This is a genomic window from Enterobacter sp. H2G27, assembly GCF_054403075.1.
Genome location: NZ_JBSVSI010000001.1, coordinates 994,459 through 1,019,501, shown reverse-complemented (window position 1 = coordinate 1,019,501; position 25,043 = coordinate 994,459). Strand labels below are relative to the sequence as shown.

Here is a 25,043-nt window from a genome sequence, read left to right as displayed (position 1 = left end):
CGGGTCCTTCTGATGCAAGGGTTAAATTGTACCGCAAACCTTTTCAATCAATTCCGCCGGGAACTGCATGGACTGCATGATGTGTTCAATCATGCTGCACTTGCGGCCCGTATTGGTATTGGTGATCACCCAGTACGGGGTGCCAGGAACATGTTTGGGTTTGGTTTGATTGCCATTTTGCAGCAGCGTCTGCTCGTCGCCCGCGAAATAGACGCGAGTACGACCGTGCAGCGACTCGGTCGCTTCAGCAAACGCTTTGTTATCCAGTGAGTAAAGTGTAGACAGCACCAGCATAAAGCGGTTAACCGCCTTTTTCTGCTCCGCGTATTCATCGGAGAGCAGCAGCTCGCGCATCGCACGCACTTTATCTTTTGCCGGCGTCACGGCAGGTTTTGCTTGTGCAACAACGCTTGGCTGAGACACGACATCTTTGGTGACTGGGGTAGCAGGCTGTGAAGCGGCGGAAATTTTAAGCATGCGCCGTAAAATGTCGGACGCGCTCTCCCCGATATGCCGCGTCTGGCTGGCAATATACTGATAGAGTTCGTCATCAACTTCGATTGTTTTCATCTTAATCCAGTGCGATATCTTATCTGAATACAAGTCATTGGGATTATAAGGTCAAATCCCAACAGCGGATAGCGTCAAACCAGGTTGGCGGCAAAAGTCAGATTAAACTGGAACCTTGCAGCCGGGCGGCAGAATGGTCAACATGATACCCTAACCTGACATACGTAAAAAAAGAACTTTGCCATGAAATTGAATACCCGAGCGCAAACTGCACAATCGCCGAACAATAATTCTCCCATCGTACTGGTTCACGGGCTTTTTGGCAGCCTGGATAACCTGGGCGTGCTGGCGCGCGATCTGGTTACTGACCACGATATTTTACAGGTCGATATGCGCAATCACGGTCTTTCCGGCCGATCCGACGAGATGACCTACGCGGCGATGGCGCAGGATCTGCTGGATACGCTGGATGCCAACGACCTGCAAAAGGTGACCCTCATCGGGCATTCAATGGGTGGCAAAGCGGTGATGGCCCTGACGGCACTGGCCCCGGAGCGTATTAACGGCCTGGTTGTAATTGATGTTGCGCCCGTGGATTACGACGTCCGCCGCCACGACGAAATTTTTGCCGCCATCAATGCGGTCACCAAAGCGGGCGTCGCGACACGCCAGCAGGCGGCTGCCGTCATGCGTGAGCATCTTGATGAAGAAGGCGTAGTCCAGTTCCTGCTGAAGTCGTTTGTTGACGGCCAATGGCGTTTTAACGTGCCGGTGCTCTGGAACCAGTACAACAACATCGTGGGCTGGGAAACCGTCCCCGCCTGGCCGCACCCTACCCTCTTTATTCGCGGCGGTAACTCTCCTTACGTTACCGACGCGTACCGCGACACGCTGCTGGCCCAATTCCCGCAGGCTCGCGCCCACGTGATTGCCGGTGCCGGGCACTGGGTGCATGCGGAAAAACCTGACGCCGTGCTGCGCGCCATTCGCCGCTATCTCGCTGATACGACAAATTGATTAAAAAGAAAGCGACTGGAAGGCTGCGGGCTTCCAGTCGTTGGCGTGCCGTTTTTGGTGATGTATGATGGCGCGCTTATCGCCCGGGCATTAGCAGGGCGGCGTGTTTCCCCCGAAGTCTCAGAATCATGGCCAAAGAACAAACGGACCGTACGACACTAGATCTGTTCGCGAATGAGCGTCGCCCGGGACGACCGAAGACGAATCCGCTTTCGCGCGATGAACAGCTGCGTATCAATAAACGCAATCAGCTTAAACGCGATAAAAATCGCGGGCTTAAGCGTGTCGAACTGAAGCTTAACGCCGACGCCGTCGATGCGCTGAACGAGCTGGCTGACGCGCGAAATATCAGCCGCAGCGAGCTCATTGAAGAGATGTTAATCGCCCAGCTTGAGACGTTACGCAGCCAGGCATAAGTCTGAAAATCCTCTTTATTACCCTTTTCATGTAGCACAGAGTGCAGTCCTGCGCGATAGCTGTTTCCGCAGGGTTGCCAGTTCTGCTATTATTGCCCTTATCCGTGGCCGAATTGCGCCACCATACTATTAAGTTTCAAGAGGTTATTTTACTCATGGCAATCATCGGCATTTTCTTTGGCAGTGATACCGGCAATACCGAAAATATCGCAAAAAACATTCAAAAACAGCTCGGTAAAGACGTTGCTGATGTGCATGACATTGCCAAGAGCAGCAAAGAAGATCTGGAAGGCTATGACATTCTGCTGCTGGGTATCCCAACCTGGTACTACGGTGAAGCCCAGTGCGACTGGGATGATTTCTTCCCGACGCTGGAAGAAGTGGACTTCAACGGTAAGCTGGTTGCCCTGTTTGGCTGCGGTGACCAGGAAGACTACGCTGAGTATTTCTGTGACGCGCTGGGGACCATCCGCGACATCATTGAGCCGAACGGCGCGGTTATCGTAGGCCACTGGCCGACCGCTGGTTACCACTTCGAAGCGTCTAAAGGCCTGGCCGATGACGATCATTTCGTGGGTCTGGCCATCGACGAAGACCGTCAGCCAGAACTGACCGCAGAGCGCGTTGAGAAATGGGTTAAGCAGATCCGTGAAGAACTGCACCTGGACGATATTCTTAACGCCTGATTTTTCTCGCGGCGCAACGGCGGTTGCGCCCGCGCACCAGGTCAAACCGATTAAATTAATTGCTACAATCTTTTAACTTTTTCGCCCAGACCTGTACAATGTCTCCCTGATAAAATGTGGTTTTCCATTGAGCAAGTTTGTTGGTGATACCCCATTTTTATAAGCATATTTTGCCTGAGACTTGCAGTTTTCATTTAGCCATGGCAGTTCTATAATGAGACGCATTATCCCAGGTGCATTTTCTGTCACTTCCTACAGAAGTGAATCGTTTAGCAACAGGACAGATTCCGCATGACTGACAACAATACCGCATTAAAGAAGGCTGGCCTGAAAGTTACGCTTCCTCGGTTAAAAATCCTCGAAGTGCTTCAGGGTCCAGACAATCACCATGTCAGTGCGGAAGACCTTTATAAACGTCTTATCGACATGGGTGAAGAGATTGGGCTGGCTACCGTCTATCGCGTGCTGAACCAGTTTGATGACGCGGGCATTGTCACCCGTCATAATTTCGAAGGCGGTAAATCTGTTTTCGAACTGACCCAGCAGCAGCACCACGATCATCTGATCTGCCTCGACTGCGGCAAGGTCATTGAATTCAGCGATGATTCCATCGAAGCGCGCCAGCGTGAAATCGCCGCGCGTCACGGTATCCGCCTGACCAACCACAGCCTGTACCTTTACGGTCACTGCGCTGAAGGCGACTGCCGCGAAGATGACCACGCGCACGACGCAAAATAAGCAAGTGTTCATACTCTGAGCCAGCCGAAAGGTTGGCTTTTTTTTGCCAGAAAAAAGCCCGGTAAGCGCAGCGCCACCGGGCGTAAAACAACTTATTTATTATTGTTGCGTATCTCGTTCCAGATCTTATTGCAACGCTTGGCCACTTCCTGATCGTTACCGGTTTTACGCGCCTGGATACAGGCCTGGTAATCCATCACGCGGACATTCTCCCGCGTCGCAAACTGCTCATGCGCTTTCTCTTTCTTCAGCACGTTCAGCACGCTCTGACAGGCTTCAATTTTCTCCGGCGATCCTTCTGCTGTATTAATACAGGCGCTATAGGCCTCCTTCAGCCGGGAATCTTCTTTCGGTGCCTCACTCTGAGCACACGCCACCAGCCCTGATGCCAGTAACGCGACGATTACGATTTTTTTCATCATATGCAGTCTCCGGTCCGGCGGGATCTAACCCGCCGGAAGATTCATCAGAGGATAGTGAACGGTGCGATAACCATGAATTTCACGTCACGTTCATCCTGGAAGATGTTGCCGTAACCGCCCGCGTAGCTCGGGATATCGGAGTGGTTGTCATACTGAGTGAAGTGCAGTTTGAACATTGTGCCTTTCGCGCGGCCATCCTGCAGGGTATAGATAGCATCGAGGCTGTAAGAAGACTCTTTCAGGCGATAGTTGGGATCGTAGTATGCGTCCGGAGTTGCCATATCGGCAGGTTTTGCATCCCAGGCGTAAGCGTAAGAAGCGCCCACCGCCCAGCCAGGCAGGTTCCAGTTTTTCAGGTCGTACATTGCGCCGAAGAAGACCGCTTTCTCGCCGTCGGCGTTGAAGTCTGAGCGGTTATCCCACCAGATATCAAGACGACCGTTGGATGAGGCATAGGTCGGGGTCATACGCTGCAGGAAGTAGCCCTGCTGCCCTTCCGCCTTCACCCATGTTCCTTCCAGACGTAAATCAACCTGACCGACCTTATAGCCGAAGGTTAGCGCCTGCAGCCACGCGGTGCCATCATAAATGTCATTGACGCCACCGTTGCTGACTTTGTCGCGCGTACCGTAGAACTGATAGCTGGTACTCAGCGGGCTACCCGCGACATCAAACTTATAGCTGGCCTTGGCAAAGTACTGATCGATATACCCTTGCGCCTGGCCAAATGCTGCTTCGAGAACCAGATCGTTTTTGAAGTCGTATTTCGCCCCCAGCGAGTGGAGATAATCGACTTTGGTTTTCTTATCGTTCTGGTAGAACTTGTCCATCTCGATGTGCCAGGGTGCTTTGTACTCGTTGGTCCACATATAGGAGAAGCTCAACGCACCCGCATCACCGTAGTCAAAGTTCGCCCCGGCTTCCGCACCCTGATAGGTACCCGGCATAAAACTCCAGTGCGGTGCTAACAGGGTCTGGCCAGTTGGCTGAATATAACCACCGCGCGCCCATACCGGACCGTATTTAAATTTTGCAGCGGCTTTGTAAAGGCTGATGCCGCTCTTATCCCCGGACCAGTCTTCTTTATACGCTTTATTGCTGGAGGAGAAGGCAATTTCATTCGGGTGGGCGCTGTCGCCGTTTTCCGCCATTTCAATCGCGGTAAACGCAGCAATATCCAGACCGAACATATCCGCGGCATAGCCTGACTGGAAGTCCAGGTTGGCGTTCCAGGTGGAATGAGAAAGGTTGGTTTTGTATTTGTCTTCGGTGACGTCTTTACGGTCACGTTCACGCTGCCAGTAATAGATACCGCCCGTGAGGGTAGAATCGTCGATGAAGCCTGCCGCTTTCGCCTCTGGTGTCACCACCAGGCCCGACATTGCTGTCACACCGGCAATAGCCAGCGCCAGCGCACTACGTTTGCCACTGAACGTACGCATAGATTATTCCTCTTTGACGAATTAAAACGCCTGAAACGGCGTAAATAAAAAAGACCAAATGGTCAGGGGTAGTTTTAAATACCCTCGAATTAACTACCGTCGTTAGGTTATTTTTCGCGACGCGAATTATCAATGCTTTTTAGCGGACAAAAGTCAGGATTATGACGAAGTGCACATAATTAGTAGTGCTTTGTAACATTTGCAGGGAGGCGAGGAATGGCGGGAAATTTTCAAGTATTTCAGTGGCTAGACGAGAAACATCTTCCCTTTCTTATAACCTTTTTGTTTTTCCTAATGACACAAACTTTTTTTTGAAAAATAAGTAGCACCTCATTGACCTGATATTTTTATCACACCTTTTTAGGCCCTGGCTTAATACCCTGATCGTTAAATAAAAAAACGCCGCATAGTGCGGCGTTTGTCTCTCATTGACCAGACCAGCAATATTATTCGCCGATCTTCGTCCAGGTATCACGCAGACCTACGGTACGGTTAAATACCGGTTTTTCTGCCGTGCTGTGTCGGCTGTCCAGGCAGAAGTAACCTTCACGTTCGAACTGGAACGCTTTGCCTGCTTCAGCGTTTTTCAGAGAAGGCTCCGCATAGCCCTGCTTAATCACCAAAGATTCCGGGTTGATGGTCGCCAGGAAGTCTTCCGCAGCACCAGGGTTAGGCACGCTGAACAGACGATCGTACAGACGAATTTCTACCGGCAGCGCGTGGGATGCGCTCACCCAGTGGATAACGCCTTTCACCTTGCGGCCATCCGCAGGATCTTTGCTCAGCGTTTCAGCATCATAAGAACAGAAGATGGTGGTGATATTCCCTTCTGCATCTTTCTCAACGCGCTCGGCTTTGATGACGTAGGCATTACGCAGACGCACTTCTTTACCCAGCACCAGACGCTTGTACTGCTTGTTGGCTTCTTCGCGGAAGTCAGCGCGGTCAATCCAGATGTCACCGCTGAACGGCACGTCACGGCTACCCATTTCCGGTTTGTTCGGATGGTTAGGCATGGAGACCAGCTCGCTTTCACCCTGCGGATAGTTTTCGATAACCAGTTTCACCGGGTCGATAACCGCCATCGCGCGCGGAGCGTTTTCGTTGAGATCTTCGCGAATGCAGGATTCCAGGGAGGCCATCTCGATGGTGTTATCCTGCTTAGTCACGCCGATACGTTTGCAGAACTCACGAATAGAGGCGGCAGTGTAACCACGACGACGCAGACCCGAGATGGTTGGCATACGCGGATCGTCCCAGCCCTCAACGTGCTTGTCGGTCACCAGCAGGTTCAGCTTACGCTTGGACATCACGGTGTATTCCAGGTTAAGACGAGAGAACTCGTACTGGCGCGGATGCACAGGAATGGTGATGTTATCCAGAACCCAGTCGTACAGACGACGGTTGTCCTGGAACTCCAGCGTACACAGGGAGTGCGTAATGCCTTCCAGCGCATCGCTGATGCAGTGGGTAAAGTCGTACATCGGGTAGATGCACCACTTGTTGCCGGTCTGGTGGTGTTCCGCAAACTTAATGCGGTACAGCACCGGATCGCGCATCACGATGAACGGAGACGCCATGTCGATTTTGGCACGCAGGCACGCTTTGCCTTCTTCGAAGCCACCGGCACGCATTTTTTCAAACAGCGCCAGGTTCTCTTCCACGCTGCGGTCGCGGAACGGGCTGTTTTTGCCTGGTGCGGTCAGCGTACCGCGATACTCACGGATCTCGTCAGCAGACAGCTCGTCGACATACGCCAGACCTTTGTTGATAAGCTCTACCGCATAGGCGTACAGCTGATCAAAATAGTCAGAGGAGTAGCAGATATCGCCAGACCAGTTGAAGCCCAGCCATTGCACGTCGTTCTTAATGGACTCAACGTATTCGATGTCTTCTTTTACTGGGTTGGTGTCATCGAAACGCAGGTTGCACTGTCCCTGGTAGTCTTGCGCAATGCCAAAGTTCAGGCAGATGGACTTCGCATGCCCGATATGCAGGTAGCCGTTCGGCTCCGGCGGAAAGCGGGTATGAATTGTGGTGTGCTTACCACTGGCCAGATCTTCATCGATGATCTGACGAATAAAGTTACTCGGGCGGGCTTCAGCCTCACTCATCGTGGATTCCTCAAAGCGTAAACAACGTATAACGGCATATGATCTTATAAGCCGGACGTAGTGACAACCCTTAAAACGTCTCTGAAGAAAATAATGGGGGCATTTGCTGCAAAAAAAAGCGGCGGAGGATCTCCCCCGCCGCTTAAGGCATGACTCTACTCAGGAGCGATTACTTGCCTTTAATCTCGTACAGCGGTGTTTGACCCGCAACAACCTGACCTTTCGCCTGAATGACCAGGCCGCTGAAGTCGTCGATGTTGCTGCAAACGACCGGGCTTATCATGGAGCGCGCGTTGGCGTTCAGGAAGTCCAGATCCATTTCCAGAATCGGCTGCCCGGCCACCACTTCAGCGCCCTCTTCCACCAGGCGAGTAAAGCCCTGACCGTTCAGCGCAACGGTATCGATACCCATATGGACAACGATCTCCGCGCCATTTTCGGTTTCGAGGCAGAACGCGTGGTTGGTGTTGAAGATTTTCACGATGGTACCGGCCGCCGGAGACACAACGATTTTTTCCGTTGGTTTCACCGCCACACCGTCACCCACCGCTTTGCTGGCGAAGGCTTCATCAGGCACCTGCTCAATCGCAACCACTTCACCGGTTACCGGTGAAACCAGCGCGGCTATCGTTTTGGCGTTGGGTACCGCCTGCGGTTTTGCAGCCGCTGGCGCGGCGGCAGGGGCGGCAGAAGCTTCTGCTGCGGCTACCGGGCCGGTAGTTTTCATGGCATTAGCAATTTTCTCTGCCACAAAGCCAACGATAATCTGCACGCTGGTTTTGTTCAGGCGGATAACACCGGACGCGCCCAGACGTTTGGCCAGCGCTTCGTTCACCAGGGAAGAGTCTTTGACGTTCAGACGCAGACGAGTGATACAGGCATCGATACCGGTCAGGTTGTCAGAACCGCCTACTGCGGCGATGTACTGACGCGCCAGACCTGAAACGTCCTGGTCCTGAGCACCGCTCACGTTCATATCCTGACCATCCGCTTCGCTACCGGCCACGGCCAGTTCACGACCCGGTGTCATGAGGTTAAATTTGGTGATAGTGAAACGGAACACTACGTAGTAGATCGCGAAGAACACCAGACCTTGCGGGATCAGCATCCACCAGTGGGTCGCCAGCGGGTTACGGGACGAAAGCACCATATCCACCAGACCGGCGCTGAAGCCGAAACCGGCAATCCACTGCATGCTGGCAGCGATGAACACGGAGATACCGGTCAGCACGGCGTGGATCACATACAGAACCGGCGCCACGAACATGAAGGAGAACTCCAGCGGCTCGGTGATACCGGTGAAGAAGGCCGCGAACGCGCCCGCCATCATGATACCCAGCACTTTCGCTTTATTCTCTGGACGCGCGCAGTGGTAGATAGCCAGCGCAGCACCCGGTAGACCAAACATCATGATCGGGAAGAAGCCCGCCTGGTAACGACCGGTGATACCGACAACCGCTTTACCTGCTTCGATGGACTGTGCGCCACCCAGGAAGTTAGGGATATCGTTAATACCGGCAACGTCGAACCAGAACACGGAGTTCAGCGCGTGGTGCAGACCAACCGGGATCAGCAGACGGTTGAAGAACGCGTACACGCCCGCACCGACAGAACCCAGTTTCTGGATGTGCTCACCGAAGTTCACCAGACCGTCGAAAATCATCGGCCAGACGTACATCATGATGAACGCGACAACGATCATCACAAACGAGGTCAGGATAGGGACCAGACGGCGGCCGCTAAAGAAGGAGAGCGCTTTTGGCAGCTCTACGCTGCTGAAGCGGTTATACAGTTCGGCAGAGATGATACCCACAAGGATACCGACAAACTGGTTGCTGATCTTACCGAATGCCGCCGGAACCTGGTCCGCCGGAATTTTTTGGATCATGGCCACTGCTGCAGGTGAGCAGAGAGTGGTTAAGACGAGGAAACCGACAAAACCGGTCAGCGCAGCGGCACCGTCTTTGTCTTTGGACATACCGTAAGCCACACCAATCGCGAACAACACGGACATATTGTCGATAATGGCGGAACCTGACTTGATAAAGAACGCCGCCAGCGCGCTGGTATTACCCCAGCCGTTGGGGTCGATCCAGTAGCCGACACCCATCAGGATGGCTGCGGCAGGCAGCGTGGCGACCGGCACCATAAGTGCGCGGCCAACCTTTTGTAAATAACCTAGAATACTCACTTTCTTCCCCCTATGAGACCCCGTTTAAGGCATGTTCTCAGCTCTGTTTTTTATTGTGTCACGAACTATAGATACAGTTGATGCTTCACTGGCATTGTGAGTGTGTGAAAAATTAATTCGTATCGCAAATTAAACGCGTACTTTTTGTGATTTTTGTCACCAAATATCGTTATTAACCCTCCCTTTCACTGGCTAACAGTGAAAACTTATTTTATCATTCAAAAAATCAAGACGGATTGATCCGGCCTGAAAGTTTCCAGGTTACGCTTAAGTATCAGGTTCCGATAGCTATCCGCCCACTCTTCTACTTTAACTCTTGAGGTGAACAATGAGACTGATTCCCCTGGTAACTGCTGAACAAGTTGGTAAATGGGCCGCTCGCCATATCGTTAACCGTATCAACGCCTTTAAACCAACTGCCGATCGTCCTTTCGTTCTTGGACTTCCGACAGGCGGCACACCGCTGACCGCCTACAAGGCGCTGGTTGAGATGCATAAAGCAGGCCAGGTTAGCTTCAAGCATGTTGTGACATTCAACATGGATGAATACGTTGGCTTACCGAAAGACCACCCGGAAAGCTACCATAGCTTTATGCACCGTAATTTCTTTGATCACGTTGATATTCCAGCTGAAAATATTAACCTGCTGAATGGAAACGCGCCTGATATTGACGCAGAATGCCGTCAGTATGAAGAAAAAATCCGTTCTTACGGTAAGATCCACCTGTTTATGGGTGGTGTAGGTAATGATGGTCACATCGCGTTTAACGAACCGGCGTCATCTCTGGCTTCCCGCACCCGTATTAAAACGCTGACCCATGACACGCGCGTGGCAAACTCCCGCTTCTTTGACGGCGATGTTAACCAGGTTCCAAAATACGCCCTGACCGTAGGCGTAGGCACCCTGCTGGATGCTGAAGAAGTGATGATTCTGGTGCTGGGCAGCGTGAAAGCCCAGGCGCTCCAGGCTGCCGTTGAAGGCAACGTAAACCATATGTGGACCATAAGCTGCCTGCAGCTGCATCCGAAATCAGTCATCGTCTGCGACGAACCATCCACGATGGAGCTGAAGGTTAAAACGCTGAAGTACTTCAACGAGTTAGAAGCTGAGAACATCAAAGGTCTGTAATTGAATAACCGCCTCTTCATCAAGAGGCGGCCGCTTTTTTTAACCGGGGGTAGTTATGTACGCTTTAACCCACGGTCGGATTTATACCGGCCATGATATTCTGGATGACCATGCGATTGTTATCGCTGATGGCCTGATTGAACGTGTTTGCCCGCTGGCAGAACTGCCGCCGGAGATTGAACAGCGCTCACTCAATGGAGCAGTAATCTCCCCCGGTTTCATCGACGTGCAGCTCAACGGCTGCGGCGGTGTGCAATTCAATGACACCGCGGATGCGGTGACGGTAGAAACTCTGGAGATCATGCAGAAAGCCAACGAGAAATCCGGCTGCACCAGCTATCTGCCAACGCTCATCACCAGCAGTGATGACCTTATGAAGCAGGGTATCCGCGTGATGCGAGAATACCTGGCCAAACATCCTAACCAGGCGCTGGGTCTGCACCTTGAAGGGCCATGGCTGAATATGGTCAAGAAAGGAACGCATAACCCGGACTACGTGCGTAAACCTGATGCAGAGCTGGTTGACTACATGTGTGCCAACGCCGATGTGATCACCAAAGTGACGCTGGCGCCTGAAATGACGGGTACGGATGTAATCAGCAAGCTGGCCGCCGCCGGGATTATCGTTTCAGCAGGCCACTCAAACGCAACGCTGAAAGAAGCGAAAGCCGGTTTCCGCGCGGGAATTACTTTCGCAACTCACCTTTACAACGCCATGCCGTATATCACAGGCCGTGAACCGGGTCTGGTCGGGGCGATTCTGGATGAGCCAGACGTCTACTGCGGCATTATTGCTGACGGCTTACACGTCGATTACACCAACATTCGCAACGCTAAGCGGCTGAAAGGTGACAAGCTTTGTCTGGTGACGGATGCCACCGCACCGGCAGGTGCAAATATTGAGCAGTTCATTTTTGCCGGTAAAACAATATACTACCGCAATGGACTGTGTGTGGATGAAAACGGTACGCTGAGCGGTTCCTCTTTGACCATGATTGAAGGGGTGCGTAACCTGGTAGAACATTGCGGGATTGCGCTTGATGAAGTCCTGCGTATGGCAACCCTGTATCCGGCTCGCGCAATGGGCGTGGATAAACAGCTCGGCGGAATTGCACCAGGTATGGTTGCAAACCTGACGGCATTCACACACGATTATAAAATTATTAAGACCATCGTTAATGGTAACGAGGTCGTCACTGAGTAAGTAAAAGTATGACACCTGGCGGACAAGCTCAAATCGGTAATGTCGATCTCGTTAAACAACTTAACAGTGCGGCGGTATACCGCCTGATTGACCAGCACGGCCCCATCTCGCGGATTCAGATAGCCGAACAAAGCCAGCTTGCTCCCGCCAGCGTGACAAAAATTACCCGCCAGCTCATTGAGCGCGGTCTGATCAAAGAAGTCGATCAGCAGGCCTCCACCGGGGGCCGCCGCGCCATCTCTATTATTACCGAAACCCGCAATTTTCAGGCTATTGGCGTCCGTCTGGGCCGCCATGACACTACCCTCACGCTGTACGATCTGAGCAGTAAAGCCATTGCGGAAGAACACTACCCTCTTCCGGAACGCACCCAGGAGACGCTGGAACATGCGCTGCTCAATACCATCGCGCAGTTTATTGAAAGCTGTCAGCGCAAGATCCGCGAACTCATCGCCATCTCCGTGATCCTGCCCGGCCTGGTCGACCCGGAAAGCGGCGTGATCCGCTATATGCCGCACATTCAGGTTGAAAACTGGGGGCTGGTCGACGCGCTGGAAAAGCGTTTTAAAGTGACCTGCTTTGTGGGTCACGACATCCGCTCTCTGGCGCTGGCAGAGCACTACTTTGGTGCGAGCCAGGACTGTGAAGACTCTATTCTGGTGCGCGTCCACCGCGGTACGGGTGCAGGCATTATCTCTAACGGCCGGATTTTTATTGGGCGCAACGGTAACGTCGGAGAGATCGGCCACATTCAGGTTGAACCCCTCGGGGAGCGCTGCCACTGCGGCAACTTTGGCTGCCTTGAAACGATCGCCGCCAACACGGCCATCGAGCAGCGCGTTCGCCATCTGCTTGAACAGGGTTATCAAAGCCGCGTCACGCTGGACGACTGCAAGATAGGCACCATCTGCAAAGCCGCTAATAAAGGCGACGCGCTGGCCTGTGAAGTGATCGAGCAGGTGGGGCGCCATCTGGGGAAAACCATCGCCATCGCCATTAACCTGTTTAACCCACAAAAAGTGGTGATCGCCGGTGAAATTGTGGAAGCGGAAAAGGTTCTGCTCCCTGCGATTGAAGGCTGTATTAACACCCAGGCGCTGAAAGCATTCCGCCAGAATCTTCCGGTGGTTCGTTCAAAGCTTGACCATCGCTCGGCGATTGGCGCGTTCGCGCTGGTCAAACGCGCCATGCTCAACGGAATTCTGCTCCAGCATTTGCTGGAAAGCTGATCGAACCTTATAGTAACGCCTTCTTTTTTTGATGTCGGAATATCCATGACCATTAAGAACGTAATTTGTGATATCGACGGCGTGCTGATGCACGACAACGTTGCCGTGCCGGGTGCTGCGGAGTTTCTTCACCGTATCATCGACAAAGGAATGCCACTGGTTCTGCTCACGAACTACCCTTCTCAAACCGGTCAGGATCTGGCAAACCGCTTTGCCACGGCGGGCGTCGACGTCCCGGACAGCGTATTTTATACCTCGGCGATGGCCACGGCGGATTTTCTGAAGCGTCAGGAAGGAAAGAAAGCCTACGTGGTGGGTGAAGGTGCGCTGATACACGAGCTCTACAAAGCAGGCTTTACCATCACTGACGTGAACCCGGACTTTGTGATTGTCGGCGAGACGCGTTCCTTTAACTGGGAGATGATGCATAAAGCAGCATACTTTGTCGCCAGCGGTGCACGCTTTATCGCCACCAACCCGGATACGCATGGCCGTGGTTTTTATCCGGCCTGCGGCGCGCTCTGCGCCGGTATCGAGAAAATCTCAGGGCGTCAGCCGTTCGTGGTCGGTAAACCGAGCCCGTGGATCATTCGTGCCGCGCTCAACAAGATGCAGGCCCACTCTGAAGAAACCGTTATTGTCGGCGACAACCTGCGCACCGATATTCTGGCCGGATTTCAGGCGGGTCTGGAGACGATTCTGGTCCTCTCCGGCGTCTCTCAACTTGATGACATTGATTCGATGCCGTTCCGGCCAAGCTGGATTTACCCCTCCGTCGATGAAATCGACATCATCTGATACCGAACCACGCCACAGGGCGTGGTTTTTCATTTATAGCCTACACAAACAGAACACCATCTAACAAAAAACACGTTTTATTACACAATCATCAATAAAAGAATCCATGAAGTACTCTTTTTTCACTATTCCGCAATCACTATTGCACTATTTCCGTTTTCACCCGTAAAACGCTTGCGCGCCCTGCCCCTTTGCGGCATTTTCATAAGCAAGCAACATTACAAAGCAACAGGGTTAACGGAGAAGGTTATGTGTTCAATTTTTGGCGTACTGGATATTAAAACTGACGCGGGCGAACTGCGTAAAAAGGCACTCGAACTGTCCCGCCTGATGCGCCACCGCGGTCCGGACTGGTCAGGCGTTTACGCCAGTGACAAAGCGATTCTGGCTCACGAACGTCTGTCTATTGTTGACGTCAACGCCGGTGCACAGCCGCTGTATAACGAGAAAAAAACGCACGCGCTGGCTGTCAACGGTGAAATCTACAACCACCAGGCGCTGCGCGCCGAATACGGCGACCGCTACGCGTTCCAGACCGGTTCTGACTGTGAAGTGATCCTGGCGCTGTATCAGGAGAAAGGGCCCGAGTTCCTGGACGACCTGCAGGGCATGTTTGCCTTCGCCCTGTACGACAGCGAAAAAGACGCTTACCTCATTGGCCGTGACCATATCGGCATTATCCCGCTGTACATGGGTCACGATGAGCACGGCAACTTCTACGTCGCCTCTGAAATGAAAGCCCTGGTGCCGGTCTGCCGCACCATTAAAGAGTTCCCGGCAGGCAGCTATCTGTGGAGCAAAGACGGCGAGATCCGCTCCTATTACCAGCGTGACTGGTTCGACTATGATGCGGTGAAAGACAACGTCACGGACAAAGCCGAGCTGCGTCAGGCCCTGGAAGATTCCGTGAAAAGCCACCTGATGTCCGACGTGCCGTACGGCGTGCTGCTCTCCGGCGGTCTGGACTCCTCCGTGATCTCCGCGATCACCAAGAAATTCGCGGCCCGTCGCGTGGAAGATCAGGAGCGCTCAGAAGCCTGGTGGCCACAGCTGCACTCTTTTGCCGTTGGCCTGGAAGGCGCACCTGACCTGAAAGCCGCGCAGGAAGTGGCGAACCACCTCGGCACCGTGCACCATGAGATTCACTTCACCGTGCAGGAAGGTCTGGATGCGATCCGCGATGTGATCTATCACATTGAAACCTATGACGTAACCACTATCCGCGCCTCAACGCCGATGTACCTGATGTCGCGTAAGATCAAAGCGATGGGCATCAAGATGGTGCTCTCCGGTGAAGGGTCTGACGAAGTGTTTGGCGGCTACCTGTACTTCCACAAGGCGCCAAACGCCAAAGAGCTGCACGAAGAGACCGTGCGCAAGCTGCAGGCGCTGCACATGTTCGACTGTGCGCGTGCCAACAAAGCGATGTCGGCCTGGGGCGTGGAAGCGCGCGTGCCGTTCCTCGATAAGAAATTCCTCGACGTGGCGATGCGCATCAACCCGCAGGACAAGATGTGCGGCAACGGCAAAATGGAAAAACATATCCTGCGTGAATGTTTTGAATCCTACCTGCCGGCGAGCGTGGCATGGCGTCAGAAAGAGCAGTTCTCTGATGGCGTAGGCTATAGCTGGATCGACACCCTGAAAGAGGTCGCGGCGAAACAGGTTTCTGACCAACAGCTGGAAACCGCAAGCTTCCGCTTCCCGTACAACACGCCGGGCTCGAAAGAAGCGTATCTCTACCGTGAAATTTTTGAAGAATTGTTCCCGGTGCCGAGTGCTGCGGAGTGCGTACCGGGTGGCCCTTCCGTCGCCTGCTCTTCTGCCAAAGCGATTGAATGGGATGAATCGTTCAAATCCATGAACGATCCATCAGGACGCGCGGTAGGCGTTCACCAGTCAGCCTACAAATAATCACCTAGATCGCAATCAGGCCCCTCAGGGGCCTGTTTTTTTTGCCTCACATTTCACCGCCTAAATCTGATTAATAACCAATAATTGCCGAATATTCGGTCACGCTGTTCGCAACCTAACCAAACAGTCACATTCCGGCTATTTTCGTTGAAAAAGGTGTTGACGCTGCAAGGGTCTATACGCATAATGCGCCCCGCAACGCCGATAAGGTAACGCGAAAAAAGATGGCTACGTAGCTCAGTTGGTTAGAGCACATCACTCATAATGATGGGGTCACAGGTTCGAATCCCGTCGTAGCCACCATCTTTTTTGCGGGAGTGGCGAAATTGGTAGACGCACCAGATTTAGGTTCTGGCGCCGCAAGGTGTGCGAGTTCAAGTCTCGCCTCCCGCACCATTCCCGGGTAAGCGTTGCACGGATGGGGTATCGCCAAGCGGTAAGGCACCGGTTTTTGATACCGGCATTCCCTGGTTCGAATCCAGGTACCCCAGCCATATTTCTTCGATTTTGCGGTTCTCCGCGGTATTGGGGTATCGCCAAGCGGTAAGGCACCGGTTTTTGATACCGGCATTCCCTGGTTCGAATCCAGGTACCCCAGCCATCGAAGATTGCAGTACTGGCTACGTAGCTCAGTTGGTTAGAGCACATCACTCATAATGATGGGGTCACAGGTTCGAATCCCGTCGTAGCCACCAAATTAAGATTGTCGATTTTTCGGTAATCAAGACAAATTGTTGGGGTATCGCCAAGCGGTAAGGCACCGGATTCTGATTCCGGCATTCCGAGGTTCGAATCCTCGTACCCCAGCCAATTTAAAAAGTCGTTAAGCAGTTTGTTTAACGCAATTGGGGTGTCGCCAAGCGGTAAGGCTCTGGTTTCTGATACCAGCATTCCGGGGTTCGAATCCCTGCACCCCAGCCACTTAGTAACAAACAAGCCCGCTCTGCGGGCTTGTTTGTTTTTGTTGTTCAGAATCGAGTAGCCTGATGCCCTCTCCCACGGGGAGAGGGCATCAATATTAAAGTCCCAGGGCGTATTTCAGCGCCTGACGCTTCAGACCACCGGCACGCTCCGCTGCCATCAATCCAATATTACGCAGAATGCGCACCGGGGCTAAATCATTGCTGAACCCGGCATAGAACAGATCCATTCCCGACTGCATGATAAAGTTATCCGCCATGCGTCGCGTCTGATAACGCTTCAGGACCTGATGGCTGGCCCAGTTTTCCGCGTGTTCGCGGGCGCTGCCCAGCACATCCAGTAACGCATCGACGTCACGATATCCCAGGTTCACGCCCTGCCCGGCCAGCGGATGAATGGTGTGTGCCGCATCGCCCACCAGCGCCAGCCCTTCACGGGCATACTGCAACGCATGACGACGCGTGAGCGGGAATGCCCCTGCGGCGACCGGCGTGACGTTGCCCAGACGGCTCGGGAAATGCAGCAGAATTTCCCGCTGCAATTGTTCCATTGAAAGCCCCTGCAGCTGGCGAATGCGCGCCGGTTTGTCGTACCACACCAGCGACGCCCAGTTATCGAACAGCGGTAAAAAGGCGTGCGGGCCATTCGGGGTAAAGTGCTGCCAGGTACTCTCGCCCGGCGCATTCTCGCACTGGACGGTAATCAGCATACAGGACTGCTCGTACTGCCAGGCATGCACCCCGATACCCGCCATCTGTCTGACCTGCGAATTGGCGCCGTCCGCCCCGATAACCAGCTTCACGGCCAGCTCATCGCCTCTATCGAGCGTCAGTAGATAGCCACTCTCGTGAGGATGCAGCGCCTTAAGCGACGCAGGCACTCGCAGCGTCACCTGCGGATGCGCCTCCAGCGACTGCCAGAGCGCCCGCTGGAGCACGTTGTTTTCCACCATATAGCCCAGGCGCGGCAGCTTCAGCTCAGCGGCATCAAACGCGACGTGGGCATTTTCCCACTCCCAGGTTTCAAGACGGCTATAGGGGTGCGCGCGCATTTCCAGCACCGCCTCCCAGACGCCCAGCCCGCGCAGCAGATCGACGGACGCCGCGCTGATCGCAGATATGCGCACATCCGGTTTGCTGGCGGGATCGAAGGCCGGGGGAGCAGCCTGTTCAATTATCGTTACCTCAAATCCCTGCTTCGCCAGCCCCAGCGCCAGCGCGCCGCCGACCATACCGCCGCCGACAACGGCAACTTCGGTGTGTAGGAGTGTCATGGTCAATTTTCCTTATTGGAGAATCCCTTAAGTTTACCGGATTTTTGCGGTCCTGAGACACACAACCTTCATACTGGTCACAACCCCACCAAAGCATTACAATACGCGGCTTGCAATCCTGAGCTGAGCAAGTCGATGACTAAAAAACTCCATATAAAAACCTGGGGCTGTCAGATGAACGAATACGATTCATCCAAGATGGCCGATCTGCTGGATACCACCCACGGATACCAGCTGACTGAAAATGCGAAAGAAGCGGACGTGCTGCTGCTGAACACCTGTTCGATTCGTGAAAAAGCGCAGGAAAAAGTCTTTCACGTATTAGGACGCTGGAAACTTCTCAAACGAAAAAATCCGGACCTGATCATTGGGGTGGGCGGCTGCGTCGCGTCGCAGGAAGGCAAGCTGATCCGCCAGAGAGCCCCGTATGTGGATATTGTCTTTGGTCCTCAGACCCTCCACCGCCTGCCGGAGATGATCAATCAGGTTCGCGGTAACCGTAGCCCGGTCGTTGACGTCAGCTTCCCGGAAATCGAAAAATTTGACCGTCTGCCTGAGCCACGTGCCGATGGCCCGACCGCCTTCGTCTCCATCATGGAAGGCTGCAACAAATACTGCACGTACTGCGTGGTGCCGTACACACGTGGTGAAGAGGTCAGCCGCCCGGCAGATGACATTCTGTTTGAAATCGCGCAGCTTGCCGCGCAGGGTGTGCGCGAAGTGAACCTGCTGGGCCAGAACGTTAACGCCTGGCGCGGTGAGAACTACGACGGCACGACCGGCAGCTTTGCCGAGCTGCTGCGCCTGGTGGCCGCGATTGACGGCATCGACCGCATTCGCTTTACCACCAGCCATCCGATGGAGTTTACCGACGACATCATTGACGTCTATCGCGATACGCCAGAACTGGTGAGCTTCCTGCACCTGCCGATTCAGTGCGGCTCTGACCGCGTGCTGAACCTGATGGGCCGCCCGCATACGGTGCTGGAATATAAGTCCACCATTCGCAAGCTGCGTGAAGCGCGTCCGGATATCCAGATTAGCTCTGACTTTATCGTCGGCTTCCCTGGCGAAACCGCTGATGACTTCGAGCGCACCATGAAGCTCATCGGTGAAGTGAATTTTGACGTCAGCTACAGCTTCATCTTCTCTGCGCGTCCAGGGACACCGGCGGCCGATATGGTTGACGATGTGCCGGAAGAAGAGAAAAAGCAGCGTCTGTATATTCTGCAGGAGCGTATTAACCAGCAGGCCAACGCCTGGAGCCGCCGCATGCTCGGCACCGTTCAGCGCATTCTGGTGGAAGGCACCTCCCGCAAGAGCATTATGGAACTCTCTGGTCGTACCGAAAATAATCGCGTGGTGAACTTTGAAGGCACCCCGGATATGATCGGTAAATTCGTGGACGTCGAGATCGTCGAAGTGCTGACCAACTCGCTGCGCGCAAAAGTGGTCCGCACCGAGGACGAAATGGGCCTGCGTATTGCCGAGTCACCGGAATCCGTCATCTCTCGTACTCGCAAAGAAAACGATTCTGGCGTTGGGATTTACCAGCCATAATCCTTCTGGCCTGCCCTTCCGGCAGGCCTTGTATTTCCTCTCATCGTCCCCAATATCTTCCGCAACGCTTGCGCCTTTATTCTGTGGCGTGAATAATTTCGGTAATGACCGTTTTATTACGCCGTGTGGCAGCAGGTCAGTTAACCAATTAAAGAGGAACAGTTTGAACATAGATACGCGTGAAATTAGCCTTGAGCCAGCAGACAACGCTCGCCTGCTGAGCCTGTGCGGGCCGTTTGATGACAACATCAAACAACTGGAGCGACGTCTCGGTATCGAAATCAATCGTCGCGATAATCATTTCAAACTTACCGGGCGCCCTATCTGCGTCAACGCCGCTGCGGACATTCTGCGTAGCCTGTATGTCGATACCTCCCCCATGCGCGGCGAAATTCAGGATATCGAACCGGAACAAATTCACCTCGCTATTAAAGAGGCGCGCGTGCTTGAGCAAAGCGCGGAAAGCGTGCCGGACTACGGTAAGGCAATCAATATCAAGACGAAACGTGGCGTCATTAAGCCGCGTACGCCAAACCAGGCACAGTACATCGCCAATATCCTCGACCACGACATCACCTTCGGGGTGGGGCCGGCGGGCACGGGTAAAACCTATCTGGCCGTTGCAGCGGCGGTCGATGCGCTGGAACGCCAGGAGATCCGTCGAATTCTGCTGACCCGTCCGGCCGTTGAAGCGGGCGAAAAGCTGGGCTTCCTGCCGGGCGATCTGAGCCAGAAGGTCGACCCGTATCTGCGTCCTTTATACGATGCGCTGTTCGAAATGCTGGGCTTTGAGAAGGTCGAGAAGCTCATTGAGCGTAACGTTATCGAAGTTGCCCCGCTCGCCTACATGCGCGGTCGTACGCTGAACGATGCGTTCATCATTCTCGATGAGAGCCAGAACACCACCATCGAACAGATGAAGATGTTCCTGACGCGTATCGGCTTTAACTCAAAAGCGGTCATCACCGGCGACGTCACCCAGATCGACCTGCCGCGCAGCACCAAATCCGGCCTGCGCCACGCTATCGAGGTGCTGGCCGAGGTCGACGAAATCAGCTTTAACTTCTTCCACAGTGAAGACGTGGTACGCCACCCGGTGGTCGCGCGTATCGTAAACGCCTATGAAGCCTGGGAAGAGGCGGATCAGAAGCGTAAGGCCGAACTGGCCGCAGAACGTAAGCGCGAAGCGCAGGAGCAAGAACAGAAATGAGTCAGGTGATCCTCGATTTACAGCTGGCCTGTGAAGACAATTCCGGCATGCCAGATGAGGCACAGTTTCAGAAATGGCTGGATGCCGTTATTCCTCAGTTTCAGGAAGAATCAGAAGTCACGATTCGCCTGGTGGATGAAGCGGAAAGCCATGAGCTTAACCTGACCTATCGCGGGAAAGATAAGCCGACCAACGTGCTCTCTTTCCCGTTCGAAGCGCCTCCGGGCATTGAGATGCCGCTGCTGGGCGATCTGATCATCTGCCGTCAGGTGGTTGAACAGGAAGCCAAAGAGCAGCAAAAGCCGCTTGAGGCCCACTGGGCGCATATGGTGGTACACGGCAGCCTGCATCTGCTCGGCTACGATCATATTGAAGACGACGAAGCGGAAGAGATGGAGTCCCTCGAGACAGAGATAATGCTTGCTCTGGGCTATGAGGATCCGTACATTGCCGAGAAAGAATAGTCCGTCACCTGACTGACTCACCTGCCGCCACGAAAGGATATCGCGTGGCGGTAAACGTTGAACTAACAAGAGAACCCTTAACAAACGCCATGAGCGACGACAATTCACACAGTAGCGACACGACAACCAGTAAAAAGGGATTTTTCTCCCTCATTCTGAACCAGCTTTTCCACGGCGAACCCAAAAACCGTGATGAACTGCTGGAGCTGATTCGTGATTCCGGGCAGAACGACCTTATCGACGAAGATACGCGCGAAATGCTCGAAGGGGTTATGGACATCGCCGACCAGCGCGTTCGCGATATCATGATCCCCCGCTCGCAGATGATCACCCTGAAACGTAACCAGACCCTGGACGAGTGCCTCGATGTCATCATCGAATCCGCCCACTCGCGTTTCCCGGTCATCAGCGAAGACAAAGATCACATCGAAGGGATTTTGATGGCGAAAGATCTGCTGCCGTTTATGCGCAGCGATGCCGAAGCCTTCAGCATGGAAAAAGTGTTACGCCAGGCCGTGGTTGTGCCGGAAAGTAAACGTGTGGATCGGATGCTGAAAGAGTTTCGCTCTCAGCGTTACCACATGGCGATTGTTATTGATGAATTTGGTGGCGTCTCCGGTCTGGTCACGATCGAGGATATCCTTGAGCTGATCGTGGGCGAAATCGAAGACGAGTACGACGAAGAAGAGGATATCGACTTCCGTCAGCTCAGCCGCCACACCTGGACCGTGCGCGCGCTGGCCTCCATTGAGGACTTCAACGACGCCTTCGGGACCCACTTCAGCGATGAAGAGGTCGATACCATTGGCGGGCTGGTGATGCAGGCCTTTGGCCACCTCCCGGCGCGCGGTGAGACCGTTGACATCGACGGTTACCAGTTCAAAGTAGCCATGGCCGACAGCCGACGTATTATACAGGTTCATGTCAGAACGCCGGACGACTCACCGGTGCCAAAACTGGAAGATTAATGTAAATGGCATTTGCCCCATTGCTTGAACGCCAGCGCGTCCGTTTGCTGCTGGCGCTGTTACTCGGAGCCAGCGGTACGCTGGCTTTTTCTCCTTACGATATCTGGCCCGCGGCCATACTCTCCCTGATGGGGCTTCAGGGTCTGACCCTGAACCGTCGTCCGGTACAGGCTGCCGCTATCGGCTACTTCTGGGGACTGGGGCTGTTTGGCTCAGGTATTAACTGGGTCTACGTCAGCATCGCCCAGTTTGGCGGTATGCCTGGCCCGGTAAACGTCTTCCTGGTGGTCCTGCTCGCCGCGTATCTCTCGCTTTATACCGGCCTGTTCGCCGGCATCCTTTCTCGCCTGTGGCCCAAAACCACTTGGCTGCGCGTCGCCATTGCCGCACCGGTGGTCTGGCAAATCACGGAGTTCCTGCGCGGCTGGGTGCTGACCGGCTTCCCGTGGCTGCAGTTCGGCTACAGTCAGATTGACGGCCCGCTCAATGGCCTGGCGCCGGTCATGGGCGTTGAGGCCATTAACTTCCTGCTGATGGTGGTCAGCGGCCTGCTGGTCCTGGCGCTGGTCACGCGCGGCTGGAAGCCGCTGGTTGTGGCGCTGGTGCTGTTCGCCCTGCCCTTCCCGCTGCGCTATATCCAGTGGTTCACGCCTGAGCCCGCGCGCGCCATGCAGGTTTCCATGGTTCAGGGGAACATCCCGCAGTCCATGAAGTGGGACGAGAAAGAGCTGCTGAACACGCTGAAGATCTACGCCAACGCCACCGAAGAGGTGATGGGTAAATCGCAGCTGATTATCTGGCCGGAGTCTGCCATTCCCGATCTGGAGATCAACCAGCAGCCGTTCCTCAACATGATGAACGACCTGCTGCTCTCGCGTGGCAGCACGCTAATCACCGGGATTGTCGATGCACGTCTGAATCAGCAGAACCGCTACGACACCTACAACACCATCATTACGCTCGGAAAAGACAGCGAATACAGCTACCACTCCACTGACCGGTACAACAAGAACCATCTGGTGCCGTTCGGTGAATTTGTCCCGCTGGAGTCGATTCTGCGCCCGCTGGCCCCGTTCTTCGACCTGCCGATGTCCTCCTTCAGCCGCGGCCCGTACGTACAGCCTCAGCTGCACGCGCACGGCGCAGCCCTGACGGCGGCTATCTGCTACGAAATCATCCTCGGCGAGCAGGTGCGTGATAACTTCCGCCCTGATACAGACTATCTGCTGACCATCTCCAACGATGCCTGGTTTGGTAAGTCTATCGGCCCGTGGCAGCACTTCCAGATGGCACGTATGCGCTCTCTGGAGCTGGCGCGTCCGCTGCTGCGCAGCACCAACAACGGCATCACCGCCGTGATTGGTCCGCAGGGTGAAATCCAGGCGATGATCCCGCAGTTTACCCGAGAGGTGCTGACCACGAATGTCACGCCAACCACAGGCCTGACTCCATATGCGCGCACCGGCAACTGGCCGCTGTGGATCCTGACCGCGCTATTCGGCTTTGGCGCGGTGCTGATGAGCCTGCGCCAGCGTCGTAAATAACCTTCCCTTCTGTTGCCGGGTGGCGGCTACGCCTTACCCGGCAATCCCTCCCAAATCTTAAAACTGGCACGCCTATTGCTTTGTTTATTCAGGTAAACGCAGTTTGGCTTAACGTGCAACTTTGTCGCACCAGCGTAGATCACCGGCAGCACCGTAACGGTGCAACGGGAGATATTTGCCTCTGAATGGTGCGGCGCGCTTCGCAAAAATAAACAATAACGCAGCAAAATCTTTACATTAAGCCAGACTAAATGTTAACAAGCTTGCATAACACTGCACTCGCATTGCGCGAGATATAACAACATCACAATGGGTATCAATGCGTCGCTGGCGCTGATAAAAAAGGAGTTGGGTATGCAATTACGTAAACTGGCCACAGCAATGCTGGTTATGGGAATGTCTGCAGGCGTGGTTCACGCTGAAGATGCGCCTGCAGCAGGCAGTACTCTCGACAAGATTGCCAAAAACGGCGTTATCGTGGTCGGCCACCGTGAATCTTCTGTCCCGTTCTCTTACTACGACAACACGCAAAAAGTCGTGGGCTATTCACAGGATTACTCCAACGCCATCGTTGAAGCCGTGAAGAAAAAGCTGAACAAACCTGACCTGCAGGTGAAGCTGATCCCAATCACTTCACAGAACCGTATTCCACTGCTGCAAAACGGCACCTTTGACTTCGAGTGTGGCTCCACCACTAACAACCTGGAGCGTCAGAAACAGGCTGCTTTCTCTGACACCATCTTTGTCGTGGGTACCCGCCTGCTGACGAAGAAAGGCGGTGAGATCAAAGACTTCGCTGACCTGAAAGGTAAAGCGGTTGTCGTGACCTCCGGTACCACGTCAGAAGTGCTGCTCCACAAGCTGAACGACGAGAAGAAAATGGACATGCGCATCATCAGCGCGAAAGACCATGGCGACTCCTTCCGTACCCTGGAAAGCGGTCGCGCCGTCGCGTTTATGATGGATGACGCCCTGCTGGCGGGCGAGCGTGCGAAAGCGAAAAAACCAGACAACTGGGATATCGTCGGTACCGCGCAGTCGAAAGAAGCCTACGGCTGTATGCTGCGTAAAGACGATCCGCAGTTTAAAAAGCTGATCGATGACACCATCGCTCAGGTGCAGACCTCCGGCGAAGCGGAAAAATGGTTCGACAAATGGTTCAAGAACCCGATTCCACCGAAAAACCTGAACATGAATTTTGAACTGTCTGACGACATGAAAGCGCTGTTCAAATCTCCAAATGACAAGGCTCTTAACTAATTAGAACAACAGGGGCGGGATCTCCTGCCCTCT

At 53.9% G+C, this 25,043-nt stretch carries 21 protein-coding genes and 7 tRNA genes; 22 read left to right on the top strand and 6 right to left on the bottom strand.

The annotated features are described in order from the left end of the window. Nucleotides 1–21: 21 nt before the first annotated feature. On the bottom strand, nucleotides 22–570 hold the full coding sequence (gene seqA, locus ACW9E7_RS04780; protein ID WP_008501070.1) for a replication initiation negative regulator SeqA: 549 nt from the start codon (nucleotides 568–570) through the stop codon (nucleotides 22–24). A 183-nt stretch (nucleotides 571–753) separates the two neighbouring features. Here seqA and ybfF point away from each other — a divergent pair, with 183 nt between their 5' ends. The 4 genes from ybfF (at nucleotide 754) to fur (ending at nucleotide 3,367) form a co-directional block, all read left to right on the top strand. Beyond that, nucleotides 754–1,527 (top strand): esterase, encoded by a 774-nt coding sequence (ybfF, locus tag ACW9E7_RS04775; RefSeq protein WP_133293994.1) that lies wholly within the window; start codon nucleotides 754–756, stop codon nucleotides 1,525–1,527. A gap of 128 nt (nucleotides 1,528–1,655) precedes the next feature. Continuing rightward, nucleotides 1,656–1,943, top strand: a complete 288-nt coding sequence (ybfE, locus tag ACW9E7_RS04770) for a LexA regulated protein (RefSeq protein ID WP_023334913.1) — start codon at nucleotides 1,656–1,658, stop codon at nucleotides 1,941–1,943. 155 nt (nucleotides 1,944–2,098) lie between these two features. Then, nucleotides 2,099–2,629, top strand: coding sequence for a flavodoxin FldA (fldA, locus tag ACW9E7_RS04765; RefSeq protein ID WP_008501067.1), 531 nt, complete (start codon nucleotides 2,099–2,101; stop codon nucleotides 2,627–2,629). Between the two features lie 291 nt (nucleotides 2,630–2,920). After that, entirely contained in the window at nucleotides 2,921–3,367 is a 447-nt protein-coding gene (fur, locus tag ACW9E7_RS04760) for a ferric iron uptake transcriptional regulator (protein WP_014169146.1), read from the top strand. Between the two features lie 92 nt (nucleotides 3,368–3,459). On the opposite strand, the gene chiQ is transcribed toward fur, so the two are convergent. From chiQ to nagE, 4 genes are all read right to left on the bottom strand, one after another. Beyond that, a complete protein-coding gene (gene chiQ / locus ACW9E7_RS04755) occupies nucleotides 3,460–3,786 on the bottom strand; it encodes a ChiQ/YbfN family lipoprotein (RefSeq protein ID WP_458728368.1) in 327 nt (108 codons plus the stop codon). A gap of 47 nt (nucleotides 3,787–3,833) precedes the next feature. Further along, nucleotides 3,834–5,231: a chitoporin ChiP gene (gene chiP / locus ACW9E7_RS04750; protein ID WP_458727330.1), complete on the bottom strand. Its 1,398-nt coding sequence runs from the start codon at nucleotides 5,229–5,231 to the stop codon at nucleotides 3,834–3,836. A 446-nt stretch (nucleotides 5,232–5,677) separates the two neighbouring features. Beyond that, nucleotides 5,678–7,345 (bottom strand): glutamine--tRNA ligase, encoded by a 1,668-nt coding sequence (gene glnS / locus ACW9E7_RS04745; protein ID WP_458727329.1) that lies wholly within the window; start codon nucleotides 7,343–7,345, stop codon nucleotides 5,678–5,680. 169 nt (nucleotides 7,346–7,514) lie between these two features. Continuing rightward, entirely contained in the window at nucleotides 7,515–9,536 is a 2,022-nt protein-coding gene (gene nagE, locus ACW9E7_RS04740; protein ID WP_458727328.1) for an N-acetylglucosamine-specific PTS transporter subunit IIBC, read from the bottom strand. Nucleotides 9,537–9,864: 328 nt separating this feature from the next. On the opposite strand from nagE, the gene nagB reads away from it, so the two are divergent. The 12 genes from nagB to ACW9E7_RS04680 all read left to right on the top strand — a co-directional run bounded on the left by nagB (nucleotide 9,865) and on the right by ACW9E7_RS04680 (nucleotide 16,731). Further along, nucleotides 9,865–10,665: a glucosamine-6-phosphate deaminase gene (nagB, locus tag ACW9E7_RS04735; RefSeq protein WP_458727327.1), complete on the top strand. Its 801-nt coding sequence runs from the start codon at nucleotides 9,865–9,867 to the stop codon at nucleotides 10,663–10,665. A 55-nt stretch (nucleotides 10,666–10,720) separates the two neighbouring features. Further along, nucleotides 10,721–11,869: an N-acetylglucosamine-6-phosphate deacetylase gene (nagA, locus tag ACW9E7_RS04730; protein ID WP_127730047.1), complete on the top strand. Its 1,149-nt coding sequence runs from the start codon at nucleotides 10,721–10,723 to the stop codon at nucleotides 11,867–11,869. Between the two features lie 8 nt (nucleotides 11,870–11,877). Next, the gene (gene nagC / locus ACW9E7_RS04725; protein WP_021242995.1) at nucleotides 11,878–13,098 is read left to right on the top strand and encodes a DNA-binding transcriptional regulator NagC; all 1,221 of its coding nucleotides are present in this window, start codon (nucleotides 11,878–11,880) and stop codon (nucleotides 13,096–13,098) included. Nucleotides 13,099–13,143: 45 nt separating this feature from the next. Continuing rightward, complete coding sequence (gene nagD / locus ACW9E7_RS04720) at nucleotides 13,144–13,896, top strand: ribonucleotide monophosphatase NagD (protein WP_023310763.1); 753 nt, start codon at nucleotides 13,144–13,146, stop codon at nucleotides 13,894–13,896. 249 nt (nucleotides 13,897–14,145) lie between these two features. Further along, nucleotides 14,146–15,810 (top strand): asparagine synthase B, encoded by a 1,665-nt coding sequence (asnB, locus tag ACW9E7_RS04715; RefSeq protein ID WP_023310762.1) that lies wholly within the window; start codon nucleotides 14,146–14,148, stop codon nucleotides 15,808–15,810. A 226-nt stretch (nucleotides 15,811–16,036) separates the two neighbouring features. Next, a tRNA-Met gene (locus ACW9E7_RS04710) sits at nucleotides 16,037–16,113 on the top strand. Nucleotides 16,114–16,121: 8 nt separating this feature from the next. After that, nucleotides 16,122–16,206, top strand: a tRNA-Leu gene (locus ACW9E7_RS04705). Nucleotides 16,207–16,229: 23 nt separating this feature from the next. After that, nucleotides 16,230–16,304, top strand: a tRNA-Gln gene (locus tag ACW9E7_RS04700). 32 nt (nucleotides 16,305–16,336) lie between these two features. Next, a tRNA-Gln gene (locus tag ACW9E7_RS04695) sits at nucleotides 16,337–16,411 on the top strand. A gap of 17 nt (nucleotides 16,412–16,428) precedes the next feature. Further along, nucleotides 16,429–16,505: transfer RNA gene (locus ACW9E7_RS04690), tRNA-Met, on the top strand. Between the two features lie 40 nt (nucleotides 16,506–16,545). Then, nucleotides 16,546–16,620: transfer RNA gene (locus ACW9E7_RS04685), tRNA-Gln, on the top strand. A gap of 36 nt (nucleotides 16,621–16,656) precedes the next feature. After that, nucleotides 16,657–16,731 (top strand) — tRNA-Gln (locus tag ACW9E7_RS04680). Between the two features lie 97 nt (nucleotides 16,732–16,828). Here the strand turns inward: ACW9E7_RS04680 and ubiF are convergent. Further along, on the bottom strand, nucleotides 16,829–18,004 hold the full coding sequence (ubiF, locus tag ACW9E7_RS04675) for a 3-demethoxyubiquinol 3-hydroxylase (RefSeq protein WP_458727326.1): 1,176 nt from the start codon (nucleotides 18,002–18,004) through the stop codon (nucleotides 16,829–16,831). A 135-nt stretch (nucleotides 18,005–18,139) separates the two neighbouring features. Here ubiF and miaB point away from each other — a divergent pair, with 135 nt between their 5' ends. From miaB to ACW9E7_RS04645, 6 genes are all read left to right on the top strand, one after another. Continuing rightward, entirely contained in the window at nucleotides 18,140–19,564 is a 1,425-nt protein-coding gene (gene miaB, locus ACW9E7_RS04670) for a tRNA (N6-isopentenyl adenosine(37)-C2)-methylthiotransferase MiaB (RefSeq protein ID WP_028012350.1), read from the top strand. Between the two features lie 163 nt (nucleotides 19,565–19,727). After that, a complete protein-coding gene (locus ACW9E7_RS04665; protein WP_008501053.1) occupies nucleotides 19,728–20,774 on the top strand; it encodes a PhoH family protein in 1,047 nt (348 codons plus the stop codon). Continuing rightward, nucleotides 20,771–21,238, top strand: coding sequence for an rRNA maturation RNase YbeY (gene ybeY / locus ACW9E7_RS04660; RefSeq protein WP_008501052.1), 468 nt, complete (start codon nucleotides 20,771–20,773; stop codon nucleotides 21,236–21,238). The genes ACW9E7_RS04665 and ybeY overlap by 4 nt, the downstream gene beginning before the upstream one ends. 89 nt (nucleotides 21,239–21,327) lie before the next feature. Beyond that, nucleotides 21,328–22,206 (top strand): CNNM family magnesium/cobalt transport protein CorC, encoded by an 879-nt coding sequence (corC, locus tag ACW9E7_RS04655; RefSeq protein WP_021242574.1) that lies wholly within the window; start codon nucleotides 21,328–21,330, stop codon nucleotides 22,204–22,206. 5 nt (nucleotides 22,207–22,211) lie between these two features. Next, on the top strand, nucleotides 22,212–23,750 hold the full coding sequence (lnt, locus tag ACW9E7_RS04650) for an apolipoprotein N-acyltransferase (protein ID WP_458727325.1): 1,539 nt from the start codon (nucleotides 22,212–22,214) through the stop codon (nucleotides 23,748–23,750). Between the two features lie 354 nt (nucleotides 23,751–24,104). Continuing rightward, a complete protein-coding gene (locus ACW9E7_RS04645; RefSeq protein WP_008501049.1) occupies nucleotides 24,105–25,010 on the top strand; it encodes an amino acid ABC transporter substrate-binding protein in 906 nt (301 codons plus the stop codon). The last annotated feature ends 33 nt before the right edge of the window (nucleotides 25,011–25,043 follow it).